Below are 14,070 nucleotides of genomic sequence, written 5' to 3'. Positions count from 1 at the left end.
CGCCACCGAAGCGCACGCGCCCTTCGTCTATCGGTTAGGACACCAGATTTTCATTCTGGGAAGAGGGGTTCGACTCCCCTAGGGCGTGCCACTTCGATCCTCCAGGACATCGAAACTTCTGCTGACCGTCACGGTGCCTTTGCGGCGTCGAGGATGCGGAACTGTACGCGCCGGTTGCCCTGCCAGTGGTCGGCGCTCAGCGTTCCGGCGACATGGATCTGGTTGCCACGGCTGTTCATCAGGAAATGGCCAAGATCGGTGTCTGCCGCGCGAAAGGCGATGCCTTCAAGGCGCGAGCCATCCATGCCTTCGAGCGTCACCTTGATATGCGTGGTGCCCACCGGTCGCACATCCCTCAGCCGATGGAGCGGGACCGCAAAGATCGGCTGCGGGTGGCCGGAGCCGTAGGGGCCTGCCGATTCGAGCTGGTCGACGAGCGCGAGCGTTGCGCCCGATGCACCAATGGCACCGTCGATCTTCAGCGTCTGGTTTGCGGCAAGCGCCGAAACCTGGGCCGTGGCCTGCTCGTCGAAAAAACTGCGCAGACGACCCAGATTGCCGCGCTCAACCGTCAGGCCGGCCGCCATGGCGTGGCCACCGCCCTTGGCGAGAATACCGTTATCGACGGCAGCGCGCACCATGCGCCCCAGATCGAAGCCGTTGATCGAGCGCCCGGAGCCGGTGCCCTTGCCCATCGGATCGAAGGCGATGGCAAAGGCCGGGCGCTTGAATCGCTCCTTCAGGCGTGCAGCCAGAAGGCCGACAATGCCCGGATGCCAGCCGTCCTTGGCCGTGACGATGACGCCGGCCGTCTCGCCTGTGCCGTATTCGGCGAGTGCCTCGGCCTCCGCTTCGGCCAGCATGATCGCTTCCATCGCCTGCCGTTCGCGGTTGAGCTCGTCGAGCTTCTCGGCGATCTGGTTGGCCTCGGCCGGATCATCAAGCGTCAGCAGTCGGCTCCCAAGCGCGGCATCGCCGATCCGGCCGCCGGCATTGATTCGGGGGCCGACGAGGAAGCCGAAGTGATAGGGCGTGACGGGTCCGCCGATGCCGGCGACTTTGAGCAGGGCTGCCAAGCCCGCATTGTTCTGGTGACGGGCGGCAATCAGGCCCTTGGTGACATAGGCGCGGTTCAGCCCCCTCAGGGGCACCACATCACAAACGGTCGCCAGCGCCACGAGATCGAGCCAGGCCAGGAGATCCAGAGAACGGGCGAAGGGATGGCCAGCCTCGCGCAGGCGGCGCAATGTTGCCACCAGCACCATGAAGACAACGCCCGCAGCACAGAGATGCCCCTGCCCCGACAGATCGTCCTCGCGATTCGGATTGACCAGGGCGTGGCAGACCGGCATTTCGTGGCCCATCTGGTGGTGGTCGATCACCACCACGTCGACGCCGCGCCGCTCGGCAGCCCCCAATGCCTCTACGCTGGTCGAGCCACAGTCGACCGTGATCAGAAGATTGGCGCCACGCTCGATGAGTTGATCGATCGCGGCTGCGTTCGGGCCATAACCTTCAAAGATGCGATCGGGAATGTAGATTTCCGCCTCCACGCCGAAATGGCGCAGGAAGCGAAACATGAGGGCTGAGGACGCTGCGCCATCGACATCGTAGTCACCGAAGATGGCTACCCGATCCTTTGCATTCACGGCTTCCGCGATACGCTCTGCCGCCTTGTCGCAATCGGTCAAGGTAGACGGATCGGGCATGAGACTTCGGATGGTCGGATCGAGAAAGGCTGGCGCGTCATCGACGCCAACGCCACGGCCTGCCAGCACGCGGGCTACGAGTTCCGAAATACCGTGCACCTGGCCGATAGCGAGCGCCCTGTTGAGGCCGGCCTGGTCGGCACGGGACATCCAGCGCTGGCCACTGGCCGACTGGTCGACGCTCAGGAAGGACCGGATGACGGGATCGACGGGTTCGTTCGACATGCCTGCTCTCTGATGGACCTGGCGCGCGCACAAGGCGGCGACCATGTCAGGTGCGCTCAGCAGCCCGGGATGCCGGCCCACCCGCGCGTTCCTCCATCCCTAGCCCGAGAACGCCCACGAGGCTACTGTCAGGCTCACGGAAACTCGCGCAGCCTGTGGATCGCCAATTCTATCCTTGAAAGCCGTGGCGACGCAGGTCAGGTCGACCTTCGCCTCCCTGCGCCGGGCGGATCAACCCTTGGGCCGCTCGATGCGGATCACCTGCGGTTCGCCAACCAGATAGCCCTCACCCTTGATAGCGTCAACGGCCTTGCGCACTGCACTTTCCATGGTGGCATGGGTGACGAGGATGATCGTCTGGGGGCGCCCAGGTGTGACCGGCTCCTTGGCGTGCTGGACGATCGATTCCAGCGAAATCGCGTTTTCGGCCATGCGGGTCGCGATGCTGGCGAAGACGCCGGTGCGGTCCTGCACCGTCAGTCGAATGAAGTAGCCGCCTTCGTGGCTTTGCATCTCGGCCTGGCGGTAGGGTTCCAGCAGATGGGCAGGACGTCCGAGAACCGGTACGTCCTGAGCGCCCGGGCGGCTCTTGGCGATGTCGGTGATGTCACCGAGGACCGCGGAAGCGGTCGCATTGCCGCCAGCGCCGGGACCGACCATCAAAAGTTCACCGAGGATGTCGGATTCGAGTGCCACGGCATTGGTTACGCCGTCGACCTGGGCAATGACCGAGTCGAGTGGCACCATGGTCGGATGGACGCGCTGCTCGATGCCGCTCTCCGTCTTTTGGGCGACGCCGAGAAGCTTGATGCGATAGCCGAGGTCGGCTGCCGCATGGATGTCCTCGATCGAGATATTGGTGATACCCTCGAGATAGATCTTGTCGGCCGAGATCTCGCAGCCGAAGGCGAGCGTCGTCAGGATCGACAGCTTGTGCGCGGTGTCATTGCCTTCGATATCGAAGCTCGGATCGGCCTCGGCATAACCGAGGCGCTGGGCTTCCTTGAGGCAGTCGGCGAAAGACAGCCCTTCCCGCTCCATGCGGGTCAGGATGTAATTGCAGGTGCCGTTCATGATCCCGTAGAGGCGGGTGAAATTGTTGCCAGTCAGCGATTCGCGGAGCGTCTTGATAACAGGGATGCCACCGGCGACGGCGGCTTCGTAGTTCAAGAGACGGCTCTTCTCTTCCGCGATTTTCGCCAGTTCCACGCCGTGGCGGGACAGCAGCGCCTTGTTGGCGGTGACCACGTGCAGACCCCGCGACAGGGCGGCCCGTACGGAGACTTCAGCGGCGCCCTCTGCGCCACCGATCAGTTCGACGAACACGTCGATGTCCGCCTTCTCCGCCATTTCGGCCGGGTCGGCATACCAGGCGATGCCGTCCATCAGGATGCCGCGGTCCTTCGATGCGTCGCGGGCCGAAACTGCCATGACACGGATCGGACGGCCGCAGGCGACCGTGAGCGCATTGGCCCGTTGCTGGAGGATCCGGACGAGCGAGGCACCGACGGTACCCAGTCCCGCCACGCCGATTTTAAGGGCATCAGCCATGGGGCATTCCTGACGTCATAAGGGAGATGAAAAGGCGGCGTCGAACGCGCCGCCACGTGCTCAAACGTGGGCGCTCAACGGTGGGCGTTGAGCGAAATCACATTGTGCATGGTCTCGTCGGCCGTCGACAGGAACTTCTTGATGTTGCGGGCGGCCTGGCGGATGCGATGCTCGTTCTCGACGAGCGCGAGACGAACATATTCGTCGCCCATTTCGCCGAAGCCGATGCCCGGCGCCACAGCGACGTCGGCCTTTTCGACCAGCAGCTTGGAGAATTCCAGCGAACCGAGATGACGGAATTTTTCCGGGATCTTCGCCCAGGCAAACATCGTTGCGGCCGGCGGCGGCACTTCGAAGCCGGCCTTGCCGAAGCTTTCGACCATGACGTCACGGCGGCGGTGATAGACGTTACGCACTTCGGCGATATCGGAGCCATCGCCGTTCAGCGCATGGGTCGCAGCGACCTGGATCGGGGTGAAGGCACCATAGTCAAGATAGGATTTCACGCGGGTCAGCGCCGAGATCAGGCGCTCGTTGCCGACGGCAAAGCCCATGCGCCAGCCTGGCATGGAGAAAGTCTTGGACATAGAGGTGAACTCGACGGTGCAATCCATGGCGCCCGGGACTTCGAGAACGGACGGCGGCGGATTGCCGTCGAAATAGATTTCCGAATAGGCAAGGTCCGACAGCACGATGATGTCATGCTTTTTGGCGAAGGCGATGACGTCCTTGTAGAAATCGAGCGTAGCAACCATGGCCGTCGGGTTCGACGGATAGTTGAGGATCAGCGCCAGCGGCTTCGGGATCGAGTGCCGCACGGCCCGCTCAAGCGGCGGGAAGAAGGATTCGTCCGGCTCGACCGTGATCGAGCGGATGACGCCACCGGTCATCAGGAAGCCGAAGGCGTGGATCGGATAGGTCGGGTTTGGGCACAGGATGACATCGCCCGGCGCGGTGATCGCCTGCGCCATATTGGCGAAGCCTTCCTTGGAGCCGAGGGTGGCGACCACCTGCGTGTCCGGATTGAGCTTCACGTTGAAGCGGCGGGCGTAATAGGCCGCTTGCGCGCGGCGCAGGCCCGGAATGCCCTTGGACGAAGAATAACGATGCGTGCGCGGGTCCTGAACCACTTCGCAGAGCTTGTCGACGATCGCCTGCGGGGTCGGAAGATCCGGATTGCCCATGCCGAGGTCGATGATGTCGGCCCCACCCGCTCGCGCGCTCGCTTTCAAACGGTTGACCTGTTCGAAAACGTAGGGCGGCAAGCGCCGGACTTTGTGAAACTCTTCCATCTTCAACCCCTGAAACCGCGCGGGTCTGTTCCGCGGCAGGCGCGCTCGTTTTCCCAGTGAACACACGCTCCGCAACGAACCGCAAAACCGGAGACGGGTGATGATATCCCAACCGAAGCGATGACAGCAAATCTTGTCGCAATTCCGGTTCCAAGCCTGGCTCAAACCAAAAAAACACGCTGCAACGCCTTGGCTGCTTTGCGGAAAATCCCGCTCAAACGCAAGTGCTATTTGGCGATCAGCGCCTGGGTGTCGGCACCGTGCTCTGCCGCAAGCTTGCGCAGTTCCGCAAGCTTTGCCTGATACTCGGCTTCCGAGATCGTTCCGGCCTTTCGCGCCTTGCTCAGCGCCGTCAGGCGAAACTGCAAGGCCTGCGCCTCTTCATTGGTCATCTGGACATTGGCCGCATTCAACGAACCGGCGAAACTCGGATAGCCATCCGAATAGGTGGGACGCGGCGTGGCGGCCTGAGGCTGGTCGGCATCCTCGACGGTGACTTCGAGCGCAGCGGCTGTCGGAACGGTCGTCGTGGCGGGCGCCGACTGGCAGCCGGCACCGGCGCCGAGTGCAACGAGACTAAACAGGGCGGCCTGGCCGCTGCGACCGAAAATAATGCGTAAGCTCTCCACCATGGCCTCGATATTCCGCTCTTCACGCGGTCAAATTGACAATCTGCAAGGGCGCAGCGATCGGTCACCTGCGAAAGACTATGCGCCAATCGCTGGAACTTGTAGTCGTTTTCATGCAGGATAGGCAAACACAAAAGACGCCAGGACAATCCGCGGGAGGACGCCATGGACAGAGTGCGGGACGAGACCGGTGGCGGCGCCGCATTCGATCCCAAGATGATCGAGCCTTACATCATCAAGGATCCGCAGGCACTTGCCGTCAATGCCGCCAAAGCGCTGGAAAATCTCGGCAAAGCTGCGACCGTCTGGCTGGAGCCCCGGGCGGGCGAACTGCCCGACCCAGCTGCGGAACCGATGGCCGAGCTGGTCAAGACCATGGGCAAGGTCGCCGAATACTGGATGTCGGACCCGAAGCGGACGCTCGAAGCGCAGACGCATCTGCTGAATGCGGTGTTCGGGGTGTGGAGCCGGTCGATGGCGCGATTCGCCGAACCGGACCAGCCGATCGAGGATCCACTGCCGAAGGACAAGCGATTTGCCGACGAGGACTGGCAGCGCAATCCCTTCTTCGATTTCCTGCGCCAGACCTATCTGGTCTTATCGCAATGGGCCGAGAAGATGGTGAGCGAAGCGGGTGGCCTCGACGAGCATAGCCGCCACAAGGCCAATTTCTACATGCGGCAGATCACGGCAGCGCTGTCGCCCGCCAATTTCGTCGCCACCAACCCGCAGCTCTATCGAGAGACGGTTGCGACGAGCGGTGCCAATCTCGTGAAGGGCATGCAGATGTTTGCAGAAGACATCGCGGCCGGCGGCGGCGACCTGCGCATCCGCCAGACCGACACCAGCAAATTTGCCGTCGGTGAGAACATGGCGATCACTCCCGGCAAGGTCATCGCCCAGAGCGACGTCTGCGAAGTCATCCAGTATGAGGCGACGACGGAAACGGTGCTGAAGCGCCCTCTCCTCATCTGCCCACCCTGGATCAACAAGTTCTACATTCTCGATCTCAACCCGCAGAAGAGCTTCATCAAGTGGTGCGTCGATCAGGGGCAGACGGTTTTCGTCATCTCCTGGGTCAATCCGGACGAGCGACACGCCAAGAAAGACTGGGAGGCCTATATCCGCGAGGGCGTCGATTTTGCGCTCGACACGGTCGAAAAGGCGACCGGCGAAAAAGAGGTCAATGCCATCGGCTATTGCGTCGGCGGCACCTTGCTCGCGGCGGCTCTGGCGCTTCACGCACAGGAAAAGCGCGAGCGGATCGCGAGCGCCACGCTCTTCACAACCCAGGTCGACTTCACCTATGCCGGCGACCTCAAGGTCTTCGTCGACGAGGAGCAGTTGCACAGCCTCGAAGAGCGGATGCAGGAGACTGGTTATCTCGACGGCTCGAAAATGGCGGCCGCCTTCAACATGCTGCGGGCCTCCGAGCTGATCTGGCCCTATTTCGTCAACAACTACCTGAAGGGGCAGGATCCGACGCCCTTCGACCTTCTCTACTGGAATTCCGATTCGACCCGGATGGCCGCGGCCAACCACTCCTTCTACCTGCGCAACTGCTATCTCAATAACACGCTGAGCCAGGGCAAGATGGAACTCGGCGGCAAACGGCTGTCGCTCAAGGACATCACTATCCCGATCTACAATCTCGCCACCCGCGAAGATCACATTGCACCGGCGAAATCGGTTTTCGTCGGCAGCTCGCTATTCGGCGGGCCGGTGCAGTTCGTGCTGTCCGGCTCCGGCCACATCGCCGGCGTCGTCAATCCGCCGGACAAGACGAAGTATCAGTACTGGACGAATGGCCCCGCCGTCGGGCACTACGACGACTGGCTGGAGACGGCCAAGGAAACGCCGGGGTCGTGGTGGCCGCATTGGCAGAATTGGATCGAGAGCCTCGACGACACCCGCGTGCCAGCGCGCAAGCCGGGCGGTGCTGCACTAAACGCCATTGCCGATGCGCCGGGCCGTAACGTGCTTGTGCGCGTTTGAGCACAAGCCTAAAAGCCCGTGATTTTTGACCCGCCGCTCGTGCCCGCCACGCTCGTTCGCCGCTACAAGCGGTTTCTCTTTGACGCCGTGCTGGACGACGGCTGTGCGATCACCGGATTTTGCCCCAATACCGGCTCAATGCGCGGCTTGACCGAACCGGGTTCGAGAATTTGGCTGTCGCAACATGACGTTCGAACCCGCAAATACGCGCATGCCTTCGAACTCATCGAGGCGGATGGCACACTGGTCGGCGTCAATACCGCGCTGCCAAATAGGCTGGCGGAAGAGGCGATCCGAGCCGGGCTGATCCCTGCCCTTTCCGGCTTTGCCACTCTCAAGCGTGAGCAACGCTACGGTCGCAATTCCCGCATTGACATTCTGCTGGAGGATCCAGACAAAGCGAGCGTGCATGTCGAAGTGAAGAACGTGCATTTCACCCGAACGACCGGCGTTGCGGAATTTCCCGACAGCGTGACAACGCGCGGGGCAAAACATCTTGAGGAACTGGGCAACCTGGTGCAGGCGGGCGGGCGGGCCGCAATGCTCTACATCGTCCAGCGATCAGATTGCATAAGCCTGAAAATCTGCGGTGACCTCGACCCGGCTTACGGGCGCGCCTTCGCCCACGCCATCGCGCAGGGGGTCGAGGCCTATGCCGTCTCATGCAAGGTCGAACCTGCCAAAATCACCCCTTGTGGCCTGATCCCGATAGACGAGGCGGGGGTCGGTGGATTAAGAACGGCCAAGCCCACAGATTAGTCTTTCCGAAAGCGACTTCATGGTCACCTATATCGACGCGGCCACGGCGCCCCTCAAAAACACCGGCGCCATACGGCTCTATGATGCCGAAGCCTTCGAGGGCATGCGCCGCGCCTGCCAGTTGACGGCGCGTTGTCTCGACGCACTGGTGCCGATAGTGAAGCCCGGCGTCACGACGGCCGCCATTGATCGCTTCGTCTTCGAATTCGGCGCCGATCACGGCGCGCTGCCGGCGACGCTGAATTATCGCGGCTATAAATATTCCGTCTGCACCTCGATCAACCACGTCGTCTGTCACGGCATGCCGGACGACAAGCCGCTGCGGGACGGTGACATCGTCAATATCGACGTCACGTTCCTGCTCGACGGCTGGCATGGCGATTCCAGCCGCATGTATCCGGTCGGCCAGATCAAGCGAGCGGCGGAGCGGTTGATGGAAGTGACCTATGAATGCCTGATGCGAGGCATCGGTGCCGTGCGGCCGGGCGCCCGCACCGGTGCGATCGGCGAGGCGATCCAGACCTATGCCGAAGCCGAACGCTGCTCGGTGGTCCGTGATTTCTGCGGCCATGGGGTTGGCCGCCTGTTCCACGACAGCCCGAACATCCTGCATTACGGCAAGGCCGACGAAGGCCCGGAGATGCGCGAGGGCATGATCTTCACCATCGAGCCGATGATCAATCTGGGCAAACCGCATGTGAAGGTTCTGTCGGATGGCTGGACGGCGGTCACCCGCGACCGGTCGCTGACCGCTCAGTACGAACACACCGTCGGTGTGACGGCGACCGGCTGCGAGATCTTCACGCTATCGCCTGCCGGTCTTGATCGCCCCGGTCTGGCTTAAACCGGCTTTCCTCGCCGAAAGACCAGCGTAAACCTAACGCAACTTCAACTTGCGCGAGCCGCAAGTCATGTCACTATATCCCGGCGGCCGAAGGCCGCTCGACCATGAGGGTCAGGATTGGGGTGGCATGACGAGCAAGCTTCCGTTCTCAGGCGGGCCGTTGCGAGGCGACGGTTCGGCGATCCAGCAATCAGGTGATCTTTTCGGCCCGGGTGCCGCGCTCTCCGGTGACGCCGTGGACGAGCGCAGCTTCTTTGCGGAACAGCCGGCTCGCGAAAGCAATTTGGCAAAGGCTGCCTCCACGCGGGCAGCGCTGCAACCCGAAGCGCATTACCTCGGCCATCGCGAACGGCTGCGGAACCGTTTCCGTGACGGTGGCGAGACGGCCCTTGCCGATTACGAAATTCTCGAACTGCTGCTCTTTCGGCTGATCCCTCGGCGCGACACGAAACCGATCGCCAAGGCGCTGATAGCTCGCTTCGGCACGCTTGGAGGTGTGCTTGGTGCGCCTCCCTCCCTCTTGCAGGAGGTCAAGGGCATCGGCGAAAGTGTGGCGCTCGACCTGAAGCTGATTGCCAGTGTCGCGCAGCGCATGCTGAAAAGCGAATTGCGTGAGAAGCAAGTGCTCTCGTCCTGGTCCTCGGTGATCGACTACTGCCACGCCGCCATGGCTTATGAGACGACCGAGCAGTTTCGAATCCTCTTCCTCGACAAACGCAATGTACTGATCGCCGACGAGATCCAGGGACGCGGCACGATCGACCACACACCCGTCTATCCACGTGAAGTGGTCAAACGGGCGCTGGAACTCTCGGCCACCGCAATCATCCTCGTCCACAACCATCCGAGCGGAGACCCAACCCCGTCTCGCGCCGATATCGACATGACCCGCACGATCGTCGACACCGCAAAACCGCTCGGCATCACCGTTCACGATCACATCATCATCGGCAAAGACGGCCATGCCAGCTTCCGAGGGCTTCGGCTGATCTGATCCGGCGCGCGTCGCTGGCACGCCTTGGGTTCCAAAGAAAAATGCAAATCCGGGCATTGTCGCTGCGGCGATAATGAAACGGTTAGATTGCCCTGATATGCTTTGTGAGCGACATTGCACTGCAGCATCACTTCTGGCGAATCGAAGGCACCCCCATGAACCAGTATGACCTCGTCGTGATTGGCAGCGGACCAGCCGGCCGCCGGGCCGCGATCCAGGCGGCAAAGCTGGAAAAAAAGGTTCTCGTGATCGAGAAGGGAACGCGCGTCGGCGGCGTGTCCGTGCATACCGGCACGATCCCCTCGAAGACCCTGCGCGAGACGGCGCTGAACCTGACAGGCTGGCGCGAGCGCGGTTTCTACGGCCGCAGCTATCGTGTGAAGCAGGAAATCAAGGCGGAGGATCTTCGGCGCCGGTTGCTGATCACGCTCGACCATGAAGTCGAGGTTCTCGAACATCAATTTTCACGCAATCGCGTGACGCAGTTGCGCGGTACCGCGCGATTCCTTGATCCGCACAATATTGAAGTGACCAAGGATGACGGCGAAATCCTGCATGTGCAGGCGCAGTCGGTGTTGCTTGCCGTGGGGACGCGCCCCTTCCGACCAAGCCACATCCCCTTCGACGGCGCCAATGTGCTCGACAGCGATGAAATCCTCGAGATCAAGGACCTGCCGAGATCGATGATCGTCATCGGCGCCGGCGTCATCGGCATCGAATATGCGACCATCTTCTCGGCGCTCGACACGGCCGTGACGGTGGTCGAGCCGCGCGACACCATGCTCGACTTTATCGACAAGGAAATTGTCGAAGACTTCACCTACCAGCTGCGTGACCGCAACATGAAGCTGATCTTCGGCCAGACGGTGGAGACCGTTGAAAAGGTCGACGGCAAGTGTCGTGTGACCTTGAAGAACGGCCGCGTCCTGATGGCCGAAATGGTCCTCTATGCCGCCGGCCGCGTCGGCGCCATCGACACGCTGAACCTCCCCGCCATCGGGCTTGAAGCGGATAATCGCGGGCGTCTCAAGGTCAATCCGGAAACCTTCCAGACGGCCGTGCCGCATATCTACGCGGCGGGTGATGTCGTGGGCTTTCCGTCGCTTGCCTCAACCTCGATGGAACAGGGCCGCATTGCCGCTCGCCATGCGGTCGGCGCGCCAGCGCACGAACCGCCGCAATTCTTTCCCTATGGCATCTATGCCGTGCCGGAAATCTCGACCTGCGGCCTCACCGAAGAGGAAGTCATCCAGCGCGGCATTTCCTATGAAACCGGGATCGCGCATTTCCGCGAAACGTCGCGCGGCCATATTATGGGCCTCGACAGCGGCATGCTGAAGATGATCTTTTCGCACAAAACGCGCCGTCTGCTGGGCGTCCACATCGTCGGCGAAGGGGCAACCGAACTCGTGCACATCGGCCAGGCCGTCCTCAATCTCAAAGGCACTGTCGAATATTTTGTCGAGAACACGTTCAACTACCCGACGCTTGCGGAAGCCTATAAGATCGCCGGGCTCGACGCCTGGAACCGGATGGGCGAGCTGAAGGTTGAGAAGATCGAGCGGAAGGCGGCCGAATAACCTGCGGCTGCAGATTTGTCGTAGCGGACAAATATCCCTTGCAGACCTCCTGCAGCGGCTGACGCGCGGCGCGACTCATGCCAAGGTTGCGGCCTTTAATCCGCCGTCCTCGGCAAAGTTGGCTGCTGCCGCAGCAGAGACCTTTTCATGTTTTCATCCTTCGGCCAGATTGCCGGTCGCTCACAACTGCTGATCCTCTCCCTGATGATCTTCGCCCAAGGTTCGGCCTTCGGGGCAACGATCCCTTATCTGTCGGTCACGGCGATCGGCACTCTGGGGATGAGCGATCAGTCTTATTCACTGCTGGTGCTCGTGTCGTCGATCTCCGCCGTCACCATCAGTGTCTCGCTCGGCATCCTCTCGGATATGCTGGGCGATCGGCGGCACATGCTGATCGCGATGTCGGCGCTCGGCGTCGTCGGTTATGGGGCCATCTATCTCTTCCCCTCGGTCCCGGTCTTCCTCGGCGCAACCTCGCTCGTCGTGCCGTTCTTTTACGCCACCAGCTCGTTGCTGTTCGCCAGTGCACGCCTGGAAACCGGCGACCTTGACCAGGGTGATGCCGCTGCCGTCAACGCAACCTTGCGTGCGATCGTCTCTGCGGCCTGGGTGCTGACACCTGCGGGGCTTGGTCTGGCGCTCGGCGCATCCGGCAGCATGATCGGCGCCTGGGGGCTCGCGTCCCTATTCTGCCTCTTCATTCTGATCTGTGCCCTTTTCGCGCTGAAGCCCAACGGCAGCCGGGCGGTGCGGGACGGCAAAACGCCCGGCTTTTTCGCTGCTCTGAAAGAGCTAGCCGCGCGCGACATGCTGATCCGCATGATATCGATCGCAGCAATCACCTCGACGCTGCGCCTGAGCGGTACGATCTGGCCGCTGATTTTGACCCTGGAACTCGGCGGCAAGACCGCCGATGTCGGCCTGATCGCGGGCATGACGGCGCTCACCGAGATCCCGTTCATGCTGATGTGGGCGCATCTTCTCAAGCGCCATTGCATCATCGGCATCATCGTGACCGCAGCGCTCGGCTATGGCGGTTACATGGTCGCTCTCAGCTTCGCAGCCGCGCCCTGGCAAATCTACACGCTGGCGCTGCCGGGGGCGGCCTTTGCTGCAGCCCTGCTCGCGATACCGCTCAATTATTTCCAGGATCTGTTTCCCGGCCGGCCTGGCCTCGGCACAGCTTTTCTGCCGATCAATTCCTTTCTTGGAAACGGGCTCAACGCGGCGGCCTTCGCGATCGGGTCGCATTTTCTCGGCTATTCGGGGACCGCCTGGCTTGGACTAGTCCTGGCTGTTTTGGGCGTGGTCGGCCTGCTGTCTGTGGAACGGCGCGTCGCCCGGAGCGCCTGATTGTTCGTCGATAGGTCGTCTCTGCCGATGAAACAGTCTGTCACCCGGCTGGAACTAGGGTACGGCGCAGGTCGATGCCATCTAGGGTACAACTTTCATTGACGCAGGCTTGAATCATCATGAAGAAAATTGGCTTCCTCTCCTTCGGCCACTGGTCGCCCTCACCCCAGTCCGGCACACGCTCAGCGCAGGATACGCTGCTGCAGTCGATCGATCTTGCCATCGCTGCCGAAGAACTTGGCGCTGACGGCGCCTATTTCCGCGTCCACCATTTCGCCCGCCAGCTTGCCTCTCCCTTCCCGCTGCTCGCTGCCGTCGGCGCGCGCACCTCGAAGATCGAGATCGGGACGGGCGTCATCGACATGCGCTATGAGAACCCGCTCTATATGGCGGAAGATGCCGGCTCGGCGGACCTCATCTCGAAGGGTCGTCTGCAACTTGGCATCTCGCGCGGCTCGCCGGAACAGGTGATCGAGGGCTGGCGCTATTTCGGCTATCAGCCGGAGGAAGGCCAGAGCGATGCCGACATGGGCCGTCGCCACGCCGAAGTGTTCCTTGATGTGCTGAAGGGCGAGGGATTTGCCAAGCCCAATCCGCGTCCGATGTTCCCGAATCCGCCGGGTCTTCTTCGTCTGGAGCCGCATTCGGAAGGTCTGCGCGACCGCATCTGGTGGGGATCCGGCTCGAACGCCACCGCGATCTGGGCGGCACAGCAAGGCATGAACCTGCAGAGTTCGACCTTGAAGGATGACGAGACGGGCGAGCCCTTCCATGTCCAGCAGGCGAAACAAATCCGCGCCTATCGTGACGCCTGGAAGGAAGCCGGGCACAGCCGTACGCCGCGCGTTTCCGTCAGCCGCTCGATCTTCGCGATCGTCAACGACATGGACCGGGCCTATTTCGGCCAGAGCAAGGATGAGGATTCGATCGGCTTCATCGACGAGAACACGCGCGCCATCTTCGGACGCTCCTATGCCGCCGAACCGGACCGGTTGATTGATGAGCTGAAGCGCGACGAGGCAATCGCTGAAGCCGACACGCTACTCCTCACCGTACCGAACCAGCTGGGTGTCGCCTATAATGCGCATGTCATCGAAGCAATCCTGACCCATGTCGCGCCAGGCCTTGGCTGGCGCTGA

11 protein-coding genes and 1 tRNA gene are annotated in these 14,070 nt (G+C 61.9%); 8 read left to right on the top strand and 4 right to left on the bottom strand.

The annotated features are described in order from the left end of the window. Positions 1 to 16: 16 nt before the first annotated feature. Positions 17 to 91: transfer RNA gene (locus ASE36_RS18570), tRNA-Glu, on the top strand. 37 nt (positions 92 to 128) lie between these two features. Here the strand turns inward: ASE36_RS18570 and recJ are convergent. The 4 genes from recJ to ASE36_RS18550 all read right to left on the bottom strand — a co-directional run bounded on the left by recJ (position 129) and on the right by ASE36_RS18550 (position 5,409). Then, complete coding sequence (gene recJ, locus ASE36_RS18565; RefSeq protein ID WP_062283887.1) at positions 129 to 1,934, bottom strand: single-stranded-DNA-specific exonuclease RecJ; 1,806 nt, start codon at positions 1,932 to 1,934, stop codon at positions 129 to 131. Between the two features lie 231 nt (positions 1,935 to 2,165). Continuing rightward, complete coding sequence (locus ASE36_RS18560; protein ID WP_062283411.1) at positions 2,166 to 3,485, bottom strand: homoserine dehydrogenase; 1,320 nt, start codon at positions 3,483 to 3,485, stop codon at positions 2,166 to 2,168. A gap of 74 nt (positions 3,486 to 3,559) precedes the next feature. Then, a complete protein-coding gene (locus ASE36_RS18555; RefSeq protein WP_062283408.1) occupies positions 3,560 to 4,777 on the bottom strand; it encodes an LL-diaminopimelate aminotransferase in 1,218 nt (405 codons plus the stop codon). A gap of 227 nt (positions 4,778 to 5,004) precedes the next feature. Beyond that, the gene (locus tag ASE36_RS18550) at positions 5,005 to 5,409 is read right to left on the bottom strand and encodes a hypothetical protein (protein ID WP_062283405.1); all 405 of its coding nucleotides are present in this window, start codon (positions 5,407 to 5,409) and stop codon (positions 5,005 to 5,007) included. A gap of 162 nt (positions 5,410 to 5,571) precedes the next feature. Between ASE36_RS18550 and ASE36_RS18545 the strand changes: the two genes are divergently transcribed. From ASE36_RS18545 to ASE36_RS18515, 7 genes are all read left to right on the top strand, one after another. Further along, the gene (locus ASE36_RS18545) at positions 5,572 to 7,401 is read left to right on the top strand and encodes a PHA/PHB synthase family protein (protein ID WP_062283400.1); all 1,830 of its coding nucleotides are present in this window, start codon (positions 5,572 to 5,574) and stop codon (positions 7,399 to 7,401) included. An 18-nt stretch (positions 7,402 to 7,419) separates the two neighbouring features. Further along, a complete protein-coding gene (gene sfsA / locus ASE36_RS18540) occupies positions 7,420 to 8,160 on the top strand; it encodes a DNA/RNA nuclease SfsA (RefSeq protein ID WP_062283397.1) in 741 nt (246 codons plus the stop codon). A 19-nt stretch (positions 8,161 to 8,179) separates the two neighbouring features. Next, on the top strand, positions 8,180 to 9,004 hold the full coding sequence (map, locus tag ASE36_RS18535; protein WP_062283393.1) for a type I methionyl aminopeptidase: 825 nt from the start codon (positions 8,180 to 8,182) through the stop codon (positions 9,002 to 9,004). A gap of 127 nt (positions 9,005 to 9,131) precedes the next feature. After that, positions 9,132 to 9,998 (top strand): RadC family protein, encoded by an 867-nt coding sequence (radC, locus tag ASE36_RS18530; RefSeq protein WP_082511215.1) that lies wholly within the window; start codon positions 9,132 to 9,134, stop codon positions 9,996 to 9,998. Between the two features lie 155 nt (positions 9,999 to 10,153). Further along, positions 10,154 to 11,578 (top strand): Si-specific NAD(P)(+) transhydrogenase, encoded by a 1,425-nt coding sequence (gene sthA / locus ASE36_RS18525; RefSeq protein WP_062283878.1) that lies wholly within the window; start codon positions 10,154 to 10,156, stop codon positions 11,576 to 11,578. A gap of 147 nt (positions 11,579 to 11,725) precedes the next feature. After that, positions 11,726 to 12,931 carry an MFS transporter gene (locus ASE36_RS18520; protein WP_062283390.1) on the top strand — a complete coding sequence of 402 codons (1,206 nt, stop codon included), beginning with the start codon at positions 11,726 to 11,728 and terminating at the stop codon, positions 12,929 to 12,931. A 119-nt stretch (positions 12,932 to 13,050) separates the two neighbouring features. Continuing rightward, entirely contained in the window at positions 13,051 to 14,070 is a 1,020-nt protein-coding gene (locus ASE36_RS18515) for an LLM class flavin-dependent oxidoreductase (protein WP_062283387.1), read from the top strand.

The sequence above is a fragment of the Rhizobium sp. Root274 genome, assembly GCF_001429245.1.
Lineage (GTDB): Bacteria > Pseudomonadota > Alphaproteobacteria > Rhizobiales > Rhizobiaceae > Allorhizobium.
This window is presented reverse-complemented; position numbering and strand designations above follow the sequence as displayed.